Raw genomic sequence first — 19842 nt, 5'->3', positions numbered from 1 at the left:
AAGGTGATCTATGTTTGCCAATTTGACCAACGCGCTGGACTTTCAATCGAAAGCCTTGGTGCTGCGCGCCGAACGCCAACGCGTCATCGCCAGCAACATCGCCAACGCCGATACGCCCGGCTACGCGGGCCGGGATTTCAATTTTCACGAGGCCCTGAGCGCCGCCACCGGAGAAAGCTCGTCGCTATCCCTGGCCCCCAGCGCACCCTCTGGCAATTCCGCGGGCGGCCTCACCAACGCACGGCACATCCCGCTGCAGGCCAGCACCGCCAGCTTGGGAACCTCCAAACTGGACTACACGGCGCAGACACAACCGGCCATGGACGGCAACAGCGTCGACATGGACCGGGAGCGCGCCAACTTCGTGGACAACTCGGTCCGGTATGAAGCAACCCTGCGCTTTATTAACGGCCAGTCCAAGACGATCTTGAGCGCCATTCAAGGCCAGTAACGCCTGATTCAGCGCCAACGGAGCCACACCATGTCCATGTTTTCCATCTTCAACGTATCCGGCAGCGCCGTCAGCGCGCAGGCACAGCGGCTCAACGTCGTGGCCAGCAATCTGGCCAACGCCGATGCGGTGGCCGGCCCCGATGGCCAGGGCTACAAAAGCCGCCAGGTGGTGTTTGAAACCGTTCCCATGGGGTCCGATGCATCGTCCGGCGTACGTGTCAACGCCATCCAGGAAAGCAATGCGCCCCTGCATCGCGTGCACAACCCCTCCCACCCCTCCGCCGATGCGGAAGGCTATGTCACCCAGTCCAACGTCAACCCCGTGGAAGAAATGGTCAACATGATTTCTGCCTCGCGGTCTTACCAGAACAACGTCGAGGTCATGAACACGGCAAAAACGCTGCTGCTCAAGACCCTTCAAATGGGTCAATAACCCAGGGAGCACCTAGATGACCACCAGCGTTAGCAGCACCACCAGCAGTACCGCCCTGACGTCCTCGACGTCCCAGAAGACCGCGCAAACCACCGCAGATGCGCAGCAGGACCGTTTCCTGAAACTCCTGGTTGCCCAACTGAACAACCAGGACCCCATGAACCCCATGGACAACGCCCAGATGACCAGTCAGATGGCGCAGATCAACACCGTTTCGGGCATCCAGCAACTCAATGAGACCGTGAAATCCCTGTCCAGCCAGTTTGCAGGAATGCAGATGCTGCAGGGCGCCGCCCTCGTAGGCAAGAGCGTCCTGGTGGAATCCAATACCCTGACCATCAAGAACGGCGTAGCGGCCGGAGCCGTCAGCCTCGACAGCAACGCCGACACCATCTCGGTCCAGGTCCTGTCGCCCGGCGGGCAGGTTCTGGACAAGTTCGAACTGGGTGCACAAGGCGCCGGCCTGCACGGCTTCACATGGGATGCCTCCAATTACCAGGGTACCGGCAGCCCCACGTTCAAGATCACCGCTTCGCTGAAAGGCACCGCGGTGCCTACCACCGCGCTGGCACTGGATTCCGTCGTGGCCGTCGGCACCAAGGACGGCAACCTGTCCCTGGAACTCGCCGGCCGCGATGCCGTTGCCTACAGCGACGTGCGCTCCATTTTGTAACACCGAACAACACCCGATCACCGCAACACAGAGGAACACACCATGAGCTTTCAAACAGGTCTCTCCGGATTGAATGCCTCCAGCAAAAGCCTGGACGTCATCGGCAACAACATTGCCAACGCCAACACGGTGGGCATGAAGTCCTCCCGCACCGAGTTTGCGGATTTGGTCGCATCGACCCTGGGCACCAGCGGCGGCGGCACGGGCGCAGGCATCGGGGTGTCCGTTGCCACCATCGCTCAGCAATTCTCCCAAGGCAACATCAGCATCACGGGCAACAGCCTGGATGTGGCCATCAATGGCGGTGGTTTCTTCCAGCTCACGCAGCCCGATGGCAGCATGGCCTACACCCGCGACGGCCAGTTCAAGATGGACAAGAACGGCTACATCATCACCAACACCGGCGCCAACGTGATGGGCTACCCCACCGATCTGGTAGGCAACGCCACCAGCATCACCACGCAGAAGATGCAGGTTCCTACGGGCGCCCCCATCGCGGCGCAGGCTACCAGCAACATCACGGCGGAATTCAACCTGGACGCACGCGCCAAGATTGCCGCCAGCGTCGTCCCGCCCACCCCGCTGACCACCTACGGCACATCGGTCACCGTCTTCGATTCGCAGGGTGTGGCCATTCCCGTCAACCTGTATTTCACCAAAGTCACCCCGGCAACGGCCGGAACGGACCAATGGGACGTGTACGACGGAGCGACCCCCCCAGCCAAGGTTGGCGCCTTGATATTCAATGCAAGCGGCGCGTTGACCGGGACCACGGACGGCGCGGGCGCAGCCACGGCGTTGGGGCAAATTCCCCTGACGATCACCCCGGCCGCCCCCAGCATCGTGCCGCCGTTCAGCGTCACGGCCAACGTGTCGAAGGCGACCGAATACGGCTCGGCCTTCAATGTGTCCAATCTGACGCAGGACGGCTATACCTCGGGTGAACTGGTCGGCGTCAACATCGACCCCTCCGGCGTCATCACCACCCGCTACTCCAACGGACAGACCCAGGCCCGCGGCAAGATTGCACTGGCCGACTTCCGCAACGTGCAGGGTTTGGCACCGGTAGGCAGCGGCACCTATCTGGAAACGTTTGCCTCCGGACAGAGCGTTCTGGGCTCTGCAGGGATCGGCAAATTTGGCGAGCTGCGCTCCGGCGCCCTGGAAGAGTCCAACGTGGACCTGACCGGTGAACTGGTCAACATGATGACCGCCCAGCGCAACTACCAGGCCAACGCGCAGACCATCAAAACCCAGGACCAGATCATGTCGACCCTGGTCAACCTGCGTTAACCCGGAGTAGCTCACCATGGACCGCCTCATCTACACGGCAATGACAGGTGCCAACGCGGCCGCCAGCCGCCAGGCGGTCCTGTCCAACAACCTGGCCAACGCCTCCACCAACGGGTTCCGCGCCGAAATGGCCACCTACCGGGCCGTGCCCCTGCGCGGCGATGGCGCCACCACCCGGGTCTTTGCCCTGGAAGCCACCGCCGGCTACCTGGACACCCCCGGCGCAGCCCAGCGCACCGACCGCAGCATGGACGCCATGACCACCGGCAACGCCTGGTTTTCCGTGCAGGGACTCGACGGCACGGAAGCCTACACCCGCAACGGCCACTTTGATGTGTCGCCGGACGGCACCCTGGTCACGGGCAGCGGACTGCCGGTGCTGGCCAACGGGGGCTCCCCGATCACCGTACCCGCCGGCGCCGAGCTCTCCATTGGCCACGATGGCAACATCAGCGCCAAGGTCGGCAACCAGCCCGCCAACACCATCGGGCGCCTGAAAATGGTGACCCCGACCGCCGACGACCCCATCAAACGCAGTGACGACGGACTGTTCCGCTCCGTGTCCGGCGACCCGCTCAACGCCGATGAAAACGCCCGGCTGCAGGTCGGCGCACTGGAAGGCTCCAACGTCAACCCCATCGAGACCATGGTGGGCATGATCCAGACCGCACGCCAGTTTGAAGCGCAGATGCGCTTGATGCAATCGGCCGAGTCCAACGACCGCTCAGCCGGACAACTACTCGGCCTGCAAGGCTAAGCCCCCACCCGACGCACGCAACCACTACGGAAATTTGCCATGATCAACTCACTGTGGATATCGAAAACCGGCATGGAAGCCCAGCAGATGCAGCTGGACGTCATCTCCAACAACCTGGCCAACGTATCGACCAACGGTTTCAAGAAATCGCACGCGGTCTTCGAAGACCTGATGTACCAGAACCTGCGCCAGGTCGGCTCCAACACGTCGGAGCAGTCCACCTTACCCACCGGCTTGCAGGTGGGCTTGGGGGTTCGCACCGTGGCCACCAGCCGCAATTTCTCGCAGGGCAACCTGCAGCAGACCGGCAACAACCTGGACGTGGCGATCCAGGGCAACGGCTTTTTCCAGCTCACCATGCCAGACGGCACCACCGGCTATACCCGTGACGGCGCCTTCCAGATCGACAACCAGGGGCGCCTGGTGACCTCCGGCGGCCTGCCCGTGGCCAGCGGCATTACCGTTCCCAGCAACGCCACCAGCGTCACGGTCAGCGCGGATGGCGCCGTCTCGGCCACCATTCCCGGCGCCACGGCGCCGCAGCCCATTGGCACCATCACACTGGCCGGCTTCATCAACCCGGCCGGCCTGGAGCCCAAGGGGCAGAACATCTACGCCGAAACAGCCGCGTCCGGCCAGCCCAATGCGGCCACGGCCGGCACCAACGGAATGGGCTCCCTGATGCAGGGGTTTGTGGAAACCTCCAACGTCAACGTGGTGCAGGAGCTGGTAACCATGATCCAGACCCAGCGCGCCTACGAGATGAACTCCAAGGCCATCCAGACCTCGGACCAGATGCTGCAGAAACTCGGCCAACTGTGAGGCGCGCCATGCACGATTTCCTTTTCCCGGCCGGCGCGCTGCGCACCGGCGTGCTGGTGGCCGCCGTCAGCCTGCTGTGCAGTGCCTGCCAGCAGCTGCCGCAAAAGGCGGTGGTGGACTTTGCCGAACCCAAAGCCAGCCCGATTCCCGCGCAGTCCGGCGCCATGGCCCGGCCTGCCACGGGCAGCCTGTTCCAGTCGGTGGGCTACCGGCCGTCCTTCGAAGACCGCCGCGCCCGCAACGTGGGCGACACCGTCACCATCCTGATCGTGGAAAACGTGACCGCAAGCCAGAAGTCCACCTCCACGGTCAACCGCAATACGTCCATCGACTCCAACATCACAGCCCTGCCGGACCAGACGCTGGCAGGCCTGTCCAAACTCGGTGTCGGCGCCACCACCAACAACAATTTCTCGGGCAAGGGCGGAACCGAAAGCGCCAACACCTTTACCGGTTCCATCACGGCAACGGTCATGGAAGTCCTGCCCAACGGCCACATGGTGGTCACGGGTGAAAAACAGATTGGCGTAAACCAGAACGTCGACGTGTTGCGCTTCTCGGGCACCGTGGACCCCCGCCTGGTGCAGGCCGGTGGCGTCGTGAACTCGACCCAGGTCGCCAATGTCCGGGTAGAGTCCCGCGGACGGGGTGCCCAGGGCGAAGCCCAGACAGTTGGCTGGTTATCCCGGTTCTTTTTGAGCTTTCAGCCGTTCTAAAGTTATCCAGAATAGTGCCGAGGGGTAACCGATCCAGTTGGATCGACCCGAAGGAATACTCAGCACATGAATACCTGGACTACTCTGGCAATCCGCACCGGCCTCCGGCACTGGGGTCAGCTGTGTCTGGCGCTGTGCCTGGCCACTTCGGGGCTGGCACACGCTACCCGCATCAAGGAAGTGGCCTCCATTGAAGGCGTTCGCAGCAACCAGCTGACCGGATTTGGCCTGGTGGTGGGCCTGGACGGCACCGGCGACCAGACCACGCAGATGCCCTACACCACCCAGGGCCTGAACAACTACATGCAGCAGCTGGGTCTGACGCTGTCTCCCGCGTCGCTTGCCCAATTGCAGATGAAAAACGTGGCCGCCGTGCTGGTCACCGCACAGTTGCCCGCCTTTGCCCGGCCGGGCCAGCTGCTGGACATCAACGTCTCCTCCCTGGGCAACGCCAAGTCGCTCAAGGGCGGCACCCTGATCGCCACACCGCTCAAGGGCGCCGATGGCGAGGTCTATGCCCTGGCACAGGGCAATCTGATCGTGGCCGGTGCAGGTGCCGCCGCCGGTGGCAGCAAGGTTCAGGTGAACCACCTGAGCGCCGGACGCATCCCCGACGGCGCCCAGGTGGAACGTGCCGTTCCGACCTCCCTGCAAGAGGGCTCCAGCGTCAACCTGAGTCTCAATGCCTCCGACTTCCAGACCGCGCACCGGGTCGCCCAGGCGGTCAACCGCCGGTTTGGCGAGGGCGTGGCCCGGGCCCTGGATGGCCGCACCGTGCAGGTGCAGGCCCCCCCCAACCCCGATGCACGCGTCAGCTTCCTGGCCGAAATGGAAGAGCTGCCGGTACAACCCTCAGTGGCCGCGGCCAAAGTCATCATCAATTCCCGCACCGGCTCCATCGTGCTCAACCAGGCCGTTTCCCTGGGCGCCTGTGCCATTGCCCACGGCAACCTGTCGGTCAGCATCTCGTCCACCCCCGTCATCAGCCAGCCCAATGCGTTTTCGGGTGGTCAGACCGTGGTCCAGGAAAAGTCCAATATCGAAATCAAGCAGGAGGCCGGCAAACTCATCCAGGTGCCCGCCTCCGCCCAATTGGCCGATGTGGTGAAGGCCCTGAACGCGCTGGGGGCCACGCCGCAAGACCTGCTGGCCATCCTGCAGGCCATCAAGGCGGCAGGAGCCCTCAACGCCGAGCTGGAGGTCATCTGACATGAGCTTTGGCGCCATCTCCAACTCCCAGGCACTGGCCGCCGACGCCCAGTCGCTGGGCGGACTCAAAATGGAAGCGGGCAAGAGCAGCCCGCAGGCCATCCAGGAGGCGGCCAAACAATTTGAGTCCCTCTTCATGCGCGAACTGCTCAAGAGCATGCGCGAAGCCACCGTGAAATCGGGCATGCTCGACAGCCCCGGTGGGGATTTGGGCACCGATCTGCTCGACCAGCAGTTTGCCGTGCAGATGTCCGGCCAGCCCGGCGGCTTGTCTGACCTGATTGCGCAGCAGCTCAAGCGCCAGATGGGCACGCCCACCGACACGGCCAAGACCGACACCGTGGCGCCCGCCAAAGCCACACCGGTACGCCCCACGGTCAGCAGGACCGCGCGGGCGCCGACCGAAAGCCAGTCGGACTTCGTGCAGCAGCATTCCAAGGTCGCCAACGAGGTTGCGCAGACCAGCGGCATTCCCGCCAGCTTCATGCTCGGGCAGGCCGGCCACGAAACCGGTTGGGGCAAGCACCAGATCAAGCTCAAGGACGGGTCTCCGTCCCACAACCTGTTTGGCATCAAGGCCGGGGCCAACTGGACCGGCAAGGTGGCAGAAGTCACCACCACCGAATATGTCAACGGCACCGCCCAGAAACGGGTCGCGCGGTTTCGCGCCTACGACTCCTACGCGGACTCCTTCAAGGACTATGCCCGCCTGATTTCCGAGAGTCCCCGCTATGCCAAGGCGCGCGAACAGACCGGTTCGGCCCACGCCTACGCCAGCGGGCTGCAGAAGGCCGGCTATGCCACCGACCCGGAATACGCGGCCAAACTCAGCCGCGCCATCAATACCACGCTGCAAATCCGGCGTGCACAGGCTTGATCGAGGACCACCATGGGCTTACTCAACATTGGCACCCGGGCGATGCAAGTCAACCAGGTTGCACTGCAAACCGCCGGCAACAACATTGCCAACGTCAACACCCCGGGCTACTCGCGCCAGCAGGTCGTTCTCAAGACCGTGGAAGGCCAGTTCACCGGCGGTGGCTACATCGGCAAGGGTGTGGACATCCAGACCATCCAGCGCAATTTCAGTGAATTCCTGACCCGCCAGTCCGCCATGGCGACCGCCACGCAGTCCGCTGACAACGCGCGCTCGGACAAGCTCAAGCAACTCGAAGGCATTTTCCCAGGCGGCGCCAGCGGCCTGGGCGCGTCCATCAGCGACATGCTCAACGCGTTTTCCGACGTGGCCAATGCCCCCACCGACCTGACCGCCCGCTCCGTGGTGCTCACCAAGGTGGACGAGACCGCGTCGCGCCTGCGCTCCGCCTCCCAGAGTCTGGACGACCTGCAGATCGGCGTGAAGCAGGAGCTGGACCAGAAGGTCACCGTCATCAACAGCCTGGCCCAGGGCATTGCCGGGGTCAACCAGCAAATTGCCCGCGCCCAGGGCTCTGGACAACCCCCCAACGACTTGCTGGACAAACGCGACCAGCTGGTGCGCGAACTCAACCAGTACGTGCAGACCTCCTCGGTCCCGGCCGACGATGGCACGGTCGGCATTTTCATTGGCGGCAGCCAGGCCCTGGTCCTGGGCGCCAGCGCCGCCACCGTGGCGATTGGCAGCGACGACTTCGGCGACCAGCTCAAGAGCAAGCTCACCATACAACGCAACGGCCAGACCACAACGCTGGATGAAAATGCGCTCGGCGGCGGCGAAGTGCCCGGCCTGCTGCGCTTTCAGAACACCGATCTGGCCGAAGGTCGCAATCTGCTCGGACGGCTCACCATGGCCGTGACCGAGACCATGAACGCCCAGCACAAGCTGGGGCTGGATCTGGACGGCAAGGTCGGCGGCAACCTGTTCAGCCCCACCGTATTCACGGGCAGCAATGTGCTGACTCCCGTTTCTCCGGCTGTGGTGAACGCCGGAACGGGCGTGCTGACGCTGTCCATCAGTGATTCGACCCAGTTTGCGGCATCGGACTACGACGTGAACTTCACCGGCGCGGCGACGGGCACCATTACCCGCCGCTCGGACGGCATGGTCGTCAACTTTCCGCAAGTCCCGCCCACTACGGCCCCCATCCTGGCCACGCTGGACGGCCTCAATATTTCGCTGGGTGGCGCCCCCGTCGCTGGCGACCGGTTCCTGATCAAGCCCTACAGCACGTCGGCCAGCAACGTCACCAGCGTGTTCTCCACGCCCCGTGCACTGGCTGTCGCCAGCCCGGTGGCGGGTCTCATGGGCTCCGGCAACACCGGCAGCATGCAGCAGCTGAGCCTGGCTGCGCGCAGCAATCCCCCGGCCAACGTTCCGGTCACCCTGACATTCACCGGGCCCAACACCTATACGCGCAGCGACTACGTGGGTCCGCTGAGTCCGTTCACCTACACGCCCGGTCAGGCGATTGAAGGCACGGTCCCTGCGACCACACCGCTGTCCGAGTGGTCGCTGACCCTGCAGGGATCTCCCAACGCCGGCGACACCTTCACCGTCGAAGCCAACCCCTACCCCACGACCAGCGCCGGCAATGCCAGCGCCATGCTGAACCTGCGCGACAAGGCCGTATTCGATGGCGCCGCGCTGACCGATGGCTATGCCGGCCTGATGTCCCAGATTGGCATCCGCGTCCAAAGTGCCGGGTACGCGGCACAGGTGTCCGACACCATCGCCGTCAATCTTGAGCGCGACCGCACCAGCGTTTCCGGCGTCAATCTGGACGAAGAGGCCTCCAAGCTGCTGCAGTTCCAGCAGGCCTACCAGGCATCGGCCAAAATGATCCAGATTGCCAACAATATTTTTGATACCCTGATGCAAAGCATGACCCGCTAAGGGCATTGAGCAGGAGCACCCACCATGGCAACAGCTTTTTCCCGAATCGGATCGGCCAACACCTACGACAATGCGCTGCACAACCTGCAGATCCGCCAGTCGGCCCTGTCCACCCTGCAAGAAAACCTCTCGTCGGGCAAGAAAGTGGTCCGCGCCAGCGACGACCCCACCGGTGCCGCGCAGGCCGAGCGGGCCATGACCCGCATCACCCGCATCCAGACCGACCAGCGCGCGCTGGAAGCACAGCGCAACGCCATTGCCTCGGCCGAAAGCACGCTGGGTGATGTATCCCAGACCCTGCAGAACTTCCGCGAACTGGTGGCCAGTGCGGGCAACGGCACCCAGACGGCGCAGGACCGCAAGACCATTGCCGCCCAGCTGATGGGGCTGCGCGACCAGGTACTGGCGCTGTCCAACCGCAAAGACACCAATGGCCTTCCCCTGTTCAGCGGGCTGGGCAGTGCACTGGCGCCGTTTGTCGGCCCGCAGGCCCTTCCATCCGACTACACCTTCAACGGCCTGCCCGGACAGTCTTCCAGCAGCGACGTGTCCATTCCGTTCACCCTGGATGGCGACAGCGCCTTTATGCACCAGCCGGCCCGCGACGGGGTTTACAACGTATCGGTCGCCGCCGTTGCGCCAACCCACCAGATGCAGACCAGCGCGGTCACGGTCACCAACGCGGCCGCCGTGACGGGCGCGTCCTACGCGATTGCCATCACCGCCGTGGACACCACGACCGTTCCCGGCACCACGACCGTGTCCTACAACGTGACGGCAACGCCACCCGGAACCGTGACGGCCCAGACCGCACCCGGCTATCCGACCGGACAGGCCGCCAACATCGCCGTTGCTGGCATGCCCGGGCTGTCACTGAGCATCAAAGGCGCGCCGGCCGTCGGCGACACGCTGTCCATCAACCCCAGCCCCAGTGTTTTCAGCGTGCTCGACAACGCCATCCGCGACATCGGCACCGCCACCGACAGCAACGCCGCCATCCAGGCGGTCAACCAGGCGCTCAACAACATCGACATCGGCATGTCCCGCGTATCCGCGGTGCGAGGCCTGGCCGGCGACTTGCTCAACCGTGCCGACCGCATCACTACCACCCAGGAAAAACGCAGCATCCAGCTGGAGGCCGACCGCTCGCGCGCCGAGGATCTGGACATGACCAAGGGCATCTCCGACTTCCAGCAGCAGCAGACCGCATACCAGGCCGCGCTGCAGTCGTACGCCCAGGTCCAGAAACTGTCGCTGTTCAACTACATCGGTTAGCGTCGTGGCCCAGTCGGTTCTTGGCAGCATCACGCTAGGCTACGAGCCCATCTGGAACCTGCGGCGCCAATGCGCAGGCGTGCGCCTGTTCGTCGCGGCCGACAGCAGCAGTGCGGTGGACGCCACCCACCTGCTGGACGCCCTCGCGGCCCTGTGGTCGGCCGCATCGCCCACCCTGCTGCTGAGCGTGCAGTCACCCGCGCTCCTGAGCGACCTGCTGGACCATGCCCCCGCGCGCGGCCTGTGGGTCGAGGTGCCGGACCACGTGCTATCGGACCCCCTGCTGGCGGCGCGGGTCCGCGCGGCCCACCAGCGCGGGCTGCCGCTGGTGTGGACGGGTGACGCCGGCCAGTCGCCCGCGCCCGCACTGGCCGGCTGGTTCCACCAGACGCTGCGCACCCTGACACCCCACGAAGCACTGGCCGCCCTGCGGGTGTCCCTGCGCCAGCACCCGCAAGGCGGCACGCCAGACGCCGCTCCCAGCCCCGTCGTGCCCGGCAGCATCTACCAGGGGCTGGCCAGCCAGGCGCTGGTCGAGCACGCGCTGGACCAGCAGGGGGTCTGGGGCGTCGCCGGCTGGCCCGTGGAAGAAATCCTGCACGCCTACCGCTTTCGCCAGATCCAGCCCGCGCGCCACCTGCTGATGGCGCTGGTGCAGGCCATCGACGCCGACGAGTCACTGGAAACCCTGGAGCAGCACCTGGGCAATGAACCCCTGCTGGCCTACCGTTTCCTGCGCTACGCCAACTCCGCCCATCTGGCGCTGAAAGCCGAAGTGGGAACGATCCGCCAGGGTCTGATGGCCCTGGGCTACGCCCGGCTGCGCGCCTGGCTGGTCGAGCAGCTGCCCCAAGCCAGCAACGACCCCAACCTGGACCCTGTGCGCGCCCACATGGTCTTGCGCGCACGCACCATGGAACAGCTGGCCGACGCCGGCATCGAAGACGATCTGCGCCGCGAGGTGTTCCTGTGCGGCATCTTTTCGCAGCTCGACCTGCTGCTGGGCGAGCCCCTGGGCGCCGCCATCCACCGGTTGCCGTTGCCCGGGCGCATTGCCTCGGCGGTGGTCGGCCAGTCCGGCCCCTACGCGCCCTGGCTGGAGGTCGCCTGCGCGCTGGAATCGTCCAATACCCGCATGATCCGCGACGTCTGCCAGGCCCATGCCCTGCCGGCCGACGAAGTCAACCGCGCCTTGCTGCGCACGCTGGCGGGCATCTGACCCCCCACGCGGGAAGCGGCGCTACTGCTCGGCGCGCAGGCGGCCGAACGCGTCCCAGAACTGCGCGTCCTGCGTGGAGGTGAAGTTGATGCGCATCAGCGTGCTGGGTTGGCGCTCGGCGTGGAACAGGCCACCGGGAGCCAGCAGATAGCCCTCGTCGAGCATGCGCTGCGCCAGAGCATCGGTGTCCACTCCCGTGTCTACCCAGCCAAACAGCCCCGCTGGCGGCGCGGCAAAAGTGCAGCCCTGCGCCAGGGCCAGCTTCGCGCTGCGGGTGCGCGCCTGGTCCAGCCGGGCGCGGATGCGTGCGGCATGGCGGCGCAACTGCCCCTGGTCAATGCACCAGGCCAGGGCTTTTTCCAGCAGCGCAGGGGTGGTCAAGGTGGCCAGCAGCTTGGTGTCGAGCAGGGACTCCACCAGCGCCGGCGGCGCAGCCAGGTAGCCGACGCGCCAGCCCGGCGCCAGAATCTTGGCAAAGCCGCTCACATAGATCGTGCGCTGCAGGCCATCCAGCGCGCACAGGCGGGTGGCGTGGTCGGGCGCCAGGTGGCTGTAGGTGTCGTCTTCGACAATGTGGAAGTTGTGCGTGTTGGCCAGCTGCAGCACGCGGTGCGCGCTGCCCGGCGTCAGGCAGAAGCCGGTGGGGTTGTGGAGCACGCTCACGCTCACGAACAGCTTCGGGCTGTGCAGGGCACAGTAGCGCGCCATCACCTCCAGGTCGGGGCCGTCAGCGCGCCGGGGCACCGGCAGGATGCGCATGCCCAGCGCCGTCAACCGCGCAAACTCGATGGCCCAGCCAGGCTCTTCCACCATCACGTAATCCCCCGGGCGCAGCAGGGTGCGGCTCACGATGTCCAGCGCATGGGTGGCGCCCACCGTGGTGATGATCTGCGCCGGCGACGCCGGTATGTTGAGCGCCGCCAATTTCTGTGACAGCGACTGGCGCAGGCCGCGGTCACCCGCCGGTTCGCCGTAATTCAGCGAGTACGACTGCAGGGCCTGGTGGCTGCTGGCCTTGCGCACGGCCGTGGACATGAAGCCGGTCTCCAGCCAGTCTGCCGGGAACACGCCCATGCCGGGCTGTGGCTGGTCGGAACTGCCATGGAACATGCCGCGGATCAGCGCCGTGGCATTCACCGGCACATGCGAGGCCTGGAAACCCTCGGCGGCAACCGGGTTTGCTATCGAATTCGTAGCTGTCTGCGCAATGGATTCGGGCGACAAAACCATTTCCCGCACATAAAAACCGCGATTCCGGCGTGCCTCGATCAGGCCCTGGGCCAGCAGCTGGTCATAGGCGGCCACCACGGTGGACGGGCTCACGCCCTGCTGCTGCGCGCACAGGCGCACCGAGGGCAAGCGTGCCCCGGGGGCCAGCAAGCGGGTGCGAATGCGCTCGGCAAAGCGGTTGCACAGCTGTTCCGTCAGGGATTGCGAGGGGGTTTTGATCAGCATGGTGTGCGTCTGCCTGTATTGCCACAACCAACCACACAGATGAATATTTGCCTGCCATAAGTGTATTGGTAGTGTGCTGGTTTCGACTATAAAGTCTGTGGCATGAACTGGCAAGCATTCACCCTTTTGCGGACAGGGGAGGCCTCTGGCGCCCCCCGGCCCATCCGATGACACACCGCACGCACAACCTCACCAAGGGCCTGTGGCTGGGTTTGCTGGGCATCGTGATTTTTGCGGTCACCCTGCCCATGACACGCCTGGCCGCCGGCACGCCCGAAGCCCCCCAGATGTCGGGCTTCTTCATCGCGTGCGGACGGGCGGTGGTGGCCGGCGCGCTGTCCGCCGTGTTTTTGCTGGCGACCGGCGCGCGCCTGCCCCGGCGCGCCGACTGGTGGCCGCTGGCCGTCACCGCCGGCGGCGTGGTGTTTGGCTTTCCGCTGTTCACCTCGGTGGCCATGCGCCACGTGGCGGCCATGCATGCCAGCGTGATCGTGGGCGTGCTGCCCCTGGCCACGGCGGCCGTGGGCGCCTTGCTGCACCGCCAGCGGCCCTCCGCCGGCTTCTGGCTGTGCGCCGCGCTGGGCAGCGCCCTGGTGGTGGCGTTTGCCATGCTGCACGGCGACGGCGCAGCGGGCGGCCCGACCCTGCAGGGGGCCGACCTGCTGTTGCTGGCCGCCATGCTGTGCGCGGCCGTGGGCTACGGCTATGGCGCCCGCCTGTCGCACCACATGCGGGCGGAACACGTGATCTGCTGGGCGCTGGTGCTCTCGCTCCCCCTGACGCTGCCCCTGTCCCTGGCCAATTGGCCCGCCGCACCGCTCAAGCCGGCCGCCTGGTGGGGCTTGGCCTACCTGGCGGTCTTTTCCATGTGGCTGGGTTTTTTTGCCTGGTACCGGGGCTTGGCACTGGGCGGCACGGTGCGCGTCAGCCAGGTGCAGCTGGTACAACCCTTTCTGTCCATGCTGTTTGCGGTTCCCCTTTTGGGGGAGCGCCTGGACGCGGTGACAATCGGCTTTAGCCTGGCCGTGATTGCCACCGTGTTCGTGGGCAAGAAAATGCCCGTTCGCACACCCCCTATTCGCTCTGGAGATGCCCCATGAAACCCAACGATCTGCCCCAAACCCCCTGGACCATGGCCCGCCGTGCCGAGCGCATGAACCCCTCCGTCATCCGTGAAATCCTCAAGGTCACGGAGAAGCCCGGCATCATCAGTTTCGCCGGTGGCCTGCCCTCGCCGCGGACCTTCCCGGTGGCCGAATTCGAAGCGGCCTGCGCCCAGGTGCTGCGCGACGACCCACAGGGCGCCCTGCAATACGCCGCCAGCGAAGGCTACGGCCCGCTGCGCGAGTTGGTGGCCGCCATGTTGCCCTGGTCGGTCGACCCGGCGCAGGTGCTCATCACCACCGGCTCGCAGCAGGGCCTGGACCTGGTGGCCAAGATCCTCATCGACGAAGGCAGCCGCATTCTGGTGGAAACCCCCACCTACCTGGGCGCGCTGCAGGCCTTCACTCCCATGGAACCCACAGTGGAGAGCGTGGCCAGCGATGACGCCGGCGTGGACATCGCGGACCTGGCGGACAAGGTGGGCACCGGTGCCCGCAAGGCCCGCTTCCTCTACGTGCTGCCCAACTTCCAGAACCCCACCGGCCGCACCATGACCGAGGCGCGCCGCGCCGCGCTGGTGGCCAAGGCCGCCGAGCTGGGCTTGCCCCTGATCGAAGACAACCCCTATGGCGACCTGTGGTTTGACAACGCGCCCGCGCTGCCGCTGACCGCCCGCAACCCCGAGGGCTGCATCTACCTGGGATCGTTTTCCAAGGTGCTGGCACCGGGTCTGCGCCTGGGCTTCATCGTGGCGCCCAAGGCCATGTACCCCAAGCTGCTGCAGGCCAAGCAGGCGGCCGACCTGCACAGCCCCGGCTTCAACCAGCGCCTGGTGGCCGAAGTGATGAAGGACGGTTTCCTGGACCGCCACGTGCCCACCATCCGCGCGCTGTACAAGACCCAGCGCGACGCCATGCTGCAGGCCCTGGCGCAGGACATGCCCGCCGGCGTGAGCTGGAACACGCCCGACGGGGGCATGTTCCTGTGGGCCCGGCTGCCCGAGGGCATGAACGCCGTCGACCTGCTGCCCCACGCAGTGGACAAGGGCGTGGCCTTCGTGCCCGGTGCTGCCTTCTACGCCGACCACGCCGACCCGCGCACCGTGCGCCTGTCCTTTGTCACGCCCAGTGTGGAAGAAATCCGCCGCGGGGTGGCCGCGCTGGCGGCAACCATCCGCGAACACCAAGGGGGGTCCTGATGCCCCGGCCTTTCAAGCAAGTCGACGTCTTTACCGCCCAGCCCTACCTGGGCAATCCGCTGGCCGTGGTGCTGGACGGCACGGGCCTGAGCGATGCGGCCATGCAGCGCTTCGCCCAGTGGACCAACCTGTCGGAAACCACCTTCCTGCTGCCGCCCACCGAGGCCGGGCGCCAGGGCGGCGCCGACTACCGCGTGCGCATCTTCACCCCCGGCAACGAGTTGCCCTTTGCCGGCCATCCCACACTGGGCAGCTGCCACGCCTGGCTGCAGGCCGGCGGCCAGCCCCGTGCGGCACAGCACATCGTGCAGGAGTGCCAGGTCGGGCTCGTGGCCATTCGCCGGGAGGGGCCCCGGCTGGCCTTCGCCGCGCCGCCGCTCACGCGCAGCGCGCCCAGCCCCATGCTGCTGGCCAAGGTGGCCGCCGCGCTGGGGCTGAAGGCCCACCACATCGTGGCGGCCCAGATGCTGGACAACGGGCCGGTCTGGCTAGGCCTGCTGCTCGACAGCGTGCAGACCGTGCTACAACTCACACCCGACCACTTGGAGCTCAAGAATTTGGGGCTGAAAGTGGGCGTAGCAGCCGTGGAAACTGCGCAGGGCGCTCCTGTTTTAATAGCGCGATCCAACCGGGAAGCCCGCGCCTTTGGCGAGCACGCCGCAGAACCTGGCGAGGCAACACCCGAACCCACCGTGGAAGTGCGCGCCTTTGCCGCGCCCGTCGGCATTCTCGAAGACCCCGTGACCGGCAGCTTCAACGCCAGCCTGGCCCAGTGGCTGATAGCCGACGGCCACGCTCCTGCGCGCTACCTGGCCAGCCAGGGCACCTGCCTGGGGCGCGAGGGCCGGGTCTGGGTTGAGCGCGACGCCAGCGGCCAGGTCTGGGTAGGCGGGGAGTCGGTCACCTGCATCGACGGCCAGGTCACCCTGTGAACCCCGGCCTGTCGCAGGCAGGACATGGGCGAGGCGGGGATGTCGCGTAGATTCCCCCCATGGGAAATCTCTATCTGGTGCGCCACGGGCAGGCTTCTTTCGGAGCCGACGATTACGACAACCTGAGCGAACTGGGCCAACGCCAAAGCGTGCGCCTGGGTGAGTACTTCAGGCAAAAGGGGCTGAACTTCGAGGCCGTCCTCACTGGCACCCTGAAACGGCAGATCCAGACCTATGCCGGCATCCGCGAAGGCATGGGCACCGACACCGTGCCGACCAGCCCCGAGCCCCTAACCTGGGAAGGCCTCAACGAATACAGCAGCGAAGCGGTGATTGCCGCCATCTGCCCGCATGCGCTGGAAAAACCCACCACCCCCGAGGGCTACAAGCAGCATTTCCGCATGCTGCGCGACGGGCTGGCCCAGTGGATGAATGGCGTCATCAGCCCCCACGGCATGCCCAGCTACGCGGAGTTCGTGCACGGCGTGACCGGCGCGCTGAACCATGTCCGCAAACACCACACTGGCAACGTGCTCCTCGTCAGCAGCGGCGGCCCCATCTCCACGGCGGTGGGTCACATCCTGGGGACCGCTCCCGAGACCACGATCGAGCTCAACATGCGCATCCGCAACAGCGCCATCACCGAGTTCGCCTTCACCCCCAAGCGCCACGTGCTGATCACGTTCAACACGCTGCCGCACCTGGACAGCGCCGAACACGCGTCCTGGATCACCTACGCGTAAAACGCACCGGCCTGGCCCGCATCCCGCCCCGAGCCGGCACCTAATAACCGGCACCGCATGACCCGCCCCTAGGTGGCACGCCTTGTGCTTTTAGGACTGGATGTAAGTCATAAAAGGAACAAGATGCACCGAATCAGACCCCAATGGCTCCTGGTATGCGCTCTGGGCCTCAGTCTGGCCGCCTGGGGACAGACGTCCACCCGCCCTGGCCTGGTGGCACAGGACAGCCTGAATGCCGCAGACACCGCCTGGATGATGACCAGCACCGCCCTGGTGCTGTTGATGACGCTGCCCGGCATCGCGCTGTTTTACGGCGGCATGGTGCGCAGGAAGAATGTGCTCAACACCATGGCCAGCATCGTGGCGGCGGCCGCGCTGGTCAGCCTGCTGTGGTTTGCCGTGGGCTACTCCATAGCCTTCACGCCGGGCAACGCATGGCTGGGTGACGGTAGCCGGCTGTGGTTCAGCGGACTGGATTACCTGAAAGAGGCCGGCAAAGTGGCAGTGAGCCACGTAGCCCCCAATGTGCCGGAGTCGGTATATGCCATGTTCCAGCTCACGTTCGCCGTCATCACGGCCGCACTGATCGTGGGCGCCCTGGTCGAGCGCATGCGCTTCTCCGCCATGCTGTGGTTTCTTGGCATGTGGTCCATCGCCGTGTATGCGCCGGTGGCCCATTGGGTTTGGGAGCCGGGTGGCTGGCTGGCCCGAATGGGAGTGCTGGATTTTGCCGGCGGCGCAGTCGTCCACATCAACGCTGGCGTGTCCGGCCTGGTCTGTGCCTACGTGCTCGGCCCCCGCAAGGGCTATGGCCAGGAGCCCTTCAAACCGTTCAACCTGGGGCTCACCATGGCGGGCGCGGGCCTGCTATGGGTGGGGTGGTTTGGCTTCAACGCCGGGTCCGCCGTCGCCGCGGATGGCCGCGCGGGGCTGGCCATGGCCGTCACGCACATTGCCGCGGCAGCAGGCGCCATTGCCTGGATGCTGGGTGAGTGGATTGTGCGCAGGCGCCCGTCCCTGCTGGGTCTGAGCTCAGGCTTGGTTGCGGGGTTGGTCGCCATCACACCAGCGGCCGGCTTCGTCACACCCGCCTCGGCCTTGCTGATCGGCACCGTGGCTGGCCTGGCCTGTTACTGGGGCGCAACCGAACTCAAACGCCTGCTCAACGCCGACGATTCCCTGGATGTGTTTGGCGTGCATGGCATTGGTGGCATCGTGGGGGCCCTGATGACCGGGCTGCTGGCCAACAAAACCCTCTCGGGCGTCACAGGTGACGTGGGCATTCAACTGCTGGGAGTGGTCGCAGTGCTGCTGTACAGCGCCACCATGAGCGCCGTGCTGCTGGGTGTGACCAAAGTGATTGTCGGCTTGCGTGTGGATGATGCCTCCGAGGCCACCGGGCTGGACATTTCCCAGCATCGCGAGCAAATGGGAACCTGAAGGAGAGCACCATGCTGCCCAGCGAAAAAATGGCCATTGCCGCCCACCTGCACGTGCTGTTGCGCCGTAAAACCGGCCGCGTAACCGACACCGAGTGGATGGCTGGCAATGCCGAGTACGCGGCGGAGATCGTTCGCTTCGCACGTGCCAGCGCCAAGCATGACGGACACGTGGACCTGGGCGAATGGGCCGCCAAGCTGGAAGCCGCAATGGCGCCCACCCTCCCGGCAGCCACCATGGCAGAAAAACTCCTCGTTACGGCAAGGCCCTCAACGGATGCAAACACGGCAAGCCCACCCGCCAAGACTGATCCGGGCAACCCTGCCGAGGTTCGCTACGTCCGCGGTATTCGCTAGCGGGCTCCGGCCACCCGCGCTGCATGCCAATCTCCAGACCAGGAATTTAGCGCGGCACGTTCTTTAGCAAGCCCCCGGGCAACTGGTGGATTTCCGCCAGCAGTTGCGCCAGTGCCCGCCCCGCGGCATCCAGCACGGCGCGGCCCTTGTCGGCCGTGGCCACCGCGGCGTTGCCCACGGCACCGGCCGGGTTGTAGTCCTGCATTTGCCAACCCAGTTTGGCGCTCTTGCCGTTGCCCAGAATAGGGAAACGCCGGGCCCGGTCTTCGGAGGTCGAGGCAAAATTTTCCGCCCGCGCCATGTCCACCTGGTGGGGCGCCAGCGCCAGCATCATGGACGTTTCGATGTCCCCCGCGTGGATGCCAAAGCGGTGTTCGTGCGCGCTGAACAGGGCGTTCACGTCGTCCCCCTGCGGCCCCAGCAGCGGCAGGCCAAACCAGTTGACGCTGTACACCAGCATGCCCAGACGGGCACGCAGGTCACGCGCCACGATGTCCATCACCCCCACTTGGCCGCCGTGGGCGTTGAGCAGCACCAGCTTCTTCACGCCGCTGGCCGCCACGCTCTCGCCGATGTCGGTCCACAGACGGATGGTCGTTTCGGCTTTCAGCGTCAACGTGCCAGGGAACTGCGCGTGCTCCGGGCTCAGGCCCACCGCCTGGGTGGGCAAGAACAGGGCCGGCACATCGGCGCCCAGGTGCGCCAGCGCCGCGGCCACCACGCCATCCACCAGGGCTGTATCCACCCGCAGCGGCAGGTGCGGACCATGCTGCTCCGTGGCGGCCACAGGCAGCACGGCAATGGTCGATTCAAGGGCGCCTCGGGCCTGGCACTGTGCGAAGTCGTGGGTGCTCCAGTCGGCCCAATATCGGGATGGGTTGCTCATGGCGCTATCTTAGGGCCTAGACCGGCCCCCACCCGTATCATTGCC

The 19842-nt window shown here is 65.7% G+C and carries 20 protein-coding genes; 18 read left to right on the top strand and 2 right to left on the bottom strand.

Annotation, left to right across the window (positions count from 1 at the left end):
- The first annotated feature begins 10 nt into the window (after window positions 1-10).
- The 12 genes from flgB (at window position 11) to AC1Q5W_RS12570 (ending at window position 11683) form a co-directional block, all read left to right on the top strand.
- On the top strand, window positions 11-451 hold the full coding sequence (flgB, locus tag AC1Q5W_RS12625) for a flagellar basal body rod protein FlgB (protein WP_492644962.1): 441 nt from the start codon (window positions 11-13) through the stop codon (window positions 449-451).
- A 30-nt stretch (window positions 452-481) separates the two neighbouring features.
- Entirely contained in the window at window positions 482-886 is a 405-nt protein-coding gene (gene flgC, locus AC1Q5W_RS12620; protein ID WP_492644961.1) for a flagellar basal body rod protein FlgC, read from the top strand.
- A 16-nt stretch (window positions 887-902) separates the two neighbouring features.
- On the top strand, window positions 903-1559 hold the full coding sequence (locus AC1Q5W_RS12615; protein WP_492644960.1) for a flagellar hook assembly protein FlgD: 657 nt from the start codon (window positions 903-905) through the stop codon (window positions 1557-1559).
- A gap of 42 nt (window positions 1560-1601) precedes the next feature.
- Window positions 1602-2852, top strand: a complete 1251-nt coding sequence (flgE, locus tag AC1Q5W_RS12610; RefSeq protein WP_492644959.1) for a flagellar hook protein FlgE — start codon at window positions 1602-1604, stop codon at window positions 2850-2852.
- A 16-nt stretch (window positions 2853-2868) separates the two neighbouring features.
- A complete protein-coding gene (gene flgF, locus AC1Q5W_RS12605) occupies window positions 2869-3609 on the top strand; it encodes a flagellar basal-body rod protein FlgF (RefSeq protein ID WP_492644958.1) in 741 nt (246 codons plus the stop codon).
- A gap of 39 nt (window positions 3610-3648) precedes the next feature.
- Window positions 3649-4431: a flagellar basal-body rod protein FlgG gene (gene flgG / locus AC1Q5W_RS12600; protein WP_492644957.1), complete on the top strand. Its 783-nt coding sequence runs from the start codon at window positions 3649-3651 to the stop codon at window positions 4429-4431.
- 8 nt (window positions 4432-4439) lie between these two features.
- Complete coding sequence (locus tag AC1Q5W_RS12595) at window positions 4440-5147, top strand: flagellar basal body L-ring protein FlgH (RefSeq protein ID WP_492644956.1); 708 nt, start codon at window positions 4440-4442, stop codon at window positions 5145-5147.
- 66 nt (window positions 5148-5213) lie between these two features.
- Window positions 5214-6356, top strand: coding sequence for a flagellar basal body P-ring protein FlgI (locus tag AC1Q5W_RS12590; RefSeq protein ID WP_492644955.1), 1143 nt, complete (start codon window positions 5214-5216; stop codon window positions 6354-6356).
- A 1-nt stretch (window position 6357) separates the two neighbouring features.
- Window positions 6358-7233 carry a flagellar assembly peptidoglycan hydrolase FlgJ gene (flgJ, locus tag AC1Q5W_RS12585; RefSeq protein WP_492644954.1) on the top strand — a complete coding sequence of 292 codons (876 nt, stop codon included), beginning with the start codon at window positions 6358-6360 and terminating at the stop codon, window positions 7231-7233.
- Between the two features lie 12 nt (window positions 7234-7245).
- Window positions 7246-9189, top strand: a complete 1944-nt coding sequence (gene flgK, locus AC1Q5W_RS12580; protein ID WP_492644953.1) for a flagellar hook-associated protein FlgK — start codon at window positions 7246-7248, stop codon at window positions 9187-9189.
- Between the two features lie 24 nt (window positions 9190-9213).
- Complete coding sequence (flgL, locus tag AC1Q5W_RS12575; protein ID WP_492644952.1) at window positions 9214-10464, top strand: flagellar hook-associated protein FlgL; 1251 nt, start codon at window positions 9214-9216, stop codon at window positions 10462-10464.
- Between the two features lie 4 nt (window positions 10465-10468).
- The gene (locus AC1Q5W_RS12570; protein ID WP_492644951.1) at window positions 10469-11683 is read left to right on the top strand and encodes an HDOD domain-containing protein; all 1215 of its coding nucleotides are present in this window, start codon (window positions 10469-10471) and stop codon (window positions 11681-11683) included.
- A 21-nt stretch (window positions 11684-11704) separates the two neighbouring features.
- On the opposite strand, the gene AC1Q5W_RS12565 is transcribed toward AC1Q5W_RS12570, so the two are convergent.
- Window positions 11705-13138 (bottom strand): aminotransferase-like domain-containing protein, encoded by a 1434-nt coding sequence (locus tag AC1Q5W_RS12565; protein ID WP_492644950.1) that lies wholly within the window; start codon window positions 13136-13138, stop codon window positions 11705-11707.
- 167 nt (window positions 13139-13305) lie between these two features.
- Between AC1Q5W_RS12565 and AC1Q5W_RS12560 the strand changes: the two genes are divergently transcribed.
- From AC1Q5W_RS12560 to AC1Q5W_RS12535, 6 genes are all read left to right on the top strand, one after another.
- The gene (locus AC1Q5W_RS12560) at window positions 13306-14238 is read left to right on the top strand and encodes a DMT family transporter (RefSeq protein WP_492644949.1); all 933 of its coding nucleotides are present in this window, start codon (window positions 13306-13308) and stop codon (window positions 14236-14238) included.
- The gene (locus tag AC1Q5W_RS12555; protein WP_492644948.1) at window positions 14235-15440 is read left to right on the top strand and encodes an aminotransferase-like domain-containing protein; all 1206 of its coding nucleotides are present in this window, start codon (window positions 14235-14237) and stop codon (window positions 15438-15440) included. The genes AC1Q5W_RS12560 and AC1Q5W_RS12555 overlap by 4 nt, the downstream gene beginning before the upstream one ends.
- Window positions 15437-16372: a PhzF family phenazine biosynthesis protein gene (locus AC1Q5W_RS12550; RefSeq protein WP_492646157.1), complete on the top strand. Its 936-nt coding sequence runs from the start codon at window positions 15437-15439 to the stop codon at window positions 16370-16372. The genes AC1Q5W_RS12555 and AC1Q5W_RS12550 overlap by 4 nt, the downstream gene beginning before the upstream one ends.
- 59 nt (window positions 16373-16431) lie before the next feature.
- Window positions 16432-17115: a histidine phosphatase family protein gene (locus tag AC1Q5W_RS12545; protein WP_492644947.1), complete on the top strand. Its 684-nt coding sequence runs from the start codon at window positions 16432-16434 to the stop codon at window positions 17113-17115.
- A gap of 123 nt (window positions 17116-17238) precedes the next feature.
- On the top strand, window positions 17239-18555 hold the full coding sequence (locus AC1Q5W_RS12540) for an ammonium transporter (RefSeq protein WP_492644946.1): 1317 nt from the start codon (window positions 17239-17241) through the stop codon (window positions 18553-18555).
- An 11-nt stretch (window positions 18556-18566) separates the two neighbouring features.
- Window positions 18567-18911, top strand: a complete 345-nt coding sequence (locus AC1Q5W_RS12535) for a hypothetical protein (RefSeq protein ID WP_492644945.1) — start codon at window positions 18567-18569, stop codon at window positions 18909-18911.
- Between the two features lie 46 nt (window positions 18912-18957).
- Here the strand turns inward: AC1Q5W_RS12535 and AC1Q5W_RS12530 are convergent, their stop codons facing one another.
- Window positions 18958-19797, bottom strand: a complete 840-nt coding sequence (locus AC1Q5W_RS12530; protein ID WP_492644944.1) for a creatininase family protein — start codon at window positions 19795-19797, stop codon at window positions 18958-18960.
- Window positions 19798-19842 lie beyond the last annotated feature (45 nt).

The sequence above is a fragment of the Rhodoferax sp. MLSD5-FHT05B10 genome, from assembly GCF_058793415.1.
The sequence above is the reverse complement of the archived record's forward strand: the minus strand, read 5'-3'. Positions and strand labels throughout refer to the sequence as shown.

Bases quoted from the DNA above. Each gene is read 5' to 3' on its own strand.
- flgG (WP_492644957.1), top strand. From the start codon at position 3,649: ATGATCAACTCACTGTGGATATCGAAAACCGGCATGGAAGCCCAGCAG.
- AC1Q5W_RS12560 (WP_492644949.1), top strand. From the start codon at position 13,306: ATGACACACCGCACGCACAACCTCACCAAGGGCCTGTGGCTGGGTTTG.
- AC1Q5W_RS12595 (WP_492644956.1), top strand. From the start codon at position 4,440: ATGCACGATTTCCTTTTCCCGGCCGGCGCGCTGCGCACCGGCGTGCTG.
- AC1Q5W_RS12530 (WP_492644944.1), bottom strand. From the start codon at position 19,797: ATGAGCAACCCATCCCGATATTGGGCCGACTGGAGCACCCACGACTTC.
- AC1Q5W_RS12540 (WP_492644946.1), top strand. From the start codon at position 17,239: ATGCACCGAATCAGACCCCAATGGCTCCTGGTATGCGCTCTGGGCCTC.
- flgE (WP_492644959.1), top strand. From the start codon at position 1,602: ATGAGCTTTCAAACAGGTCTCTCCGGATTGAATGCCTCCAGCAAAAGC.
- flgL (WP_492644952.1), top strand. From the start codon at position 9,214: ATGGCAACAGCTTTTTCCCGAATCGGATCGGCCAACACCTACGACAAT.
- AC1Q5W_RS12545 (WP_492644947.1), top strand. From the start codon at position 16,432: ATGGGAAATCTCTATCTGGTGCGCCACGGGCAGGCTTCTTTCGGAGCC.
- AC1Q5W_RS12615 (WP_492644960.1), top strand. From the start codon at position 903: ATGACCACCAGCGTTAGCAGCACCACCAGCAGTACCGCCCTGACGTCC.
- AC1Q5W_RS12535 (WP_492644945.1), top strand. From the start codon at position 18,567: ATGCTGCCCAGCGAAAAAATGGCCATTGCCGCCCACCTGCACGTGCTG.
- flgK (WP_492644953.1), top strand. From the start codon at position 7,246: ATGGGCTTACTCAACATTGGCACCCGGGCGATGCAAGTCAACCAGGTT.
- flgB (WP_492644962.1), top strand. From the start codon at position 11: ATGTTTGCCAATTTGACCAACGCGCTGGACTTTCAATCGAAAGCCTTG.
- AC1Q5W_RS12565 (WP_492644950.1), bottom strand. From the start codon at position 13,138: ATGCTGATCAAAACCCCCTCGCAATCCCTGACGGAACAGCTGTGCAAC.
- flgJ (WP_492644954.1), top strand. From the start codon at position 6,358: ATGAGCTTTGGCGCCATCTCCAACTCCCAGGCACTGGCCGCCGACGCC.
- AC1Q5W_RS12590 (WP_492644955.1), top strand. From the start codon at position 5,214: ATGAATACCTGGACTACTCTGGCAATCCGCACCGGCCTCCGGCACTGG.
- flgC (WP_492644961.1), top strand. From the start codon at position 482: ATGTCCATGTTTTCCATCTTCAACGTATCCGGCAGCGCCGTCAGCGCG.
- flgF (WP_492644958.1), top strand. From the start codon at position 2,869: ATGGACCGCCTCATCTACACGGCAATGACAGGTGCCAACGCGGCCGCC.
- AC1Q5W_RS12555 (WP_492644948.1), top strand. From the start codon at position 14,235: ATGAAACCCAACGATCTGCCCCAAACCCCCTGGACCATGGCCCGCCGT.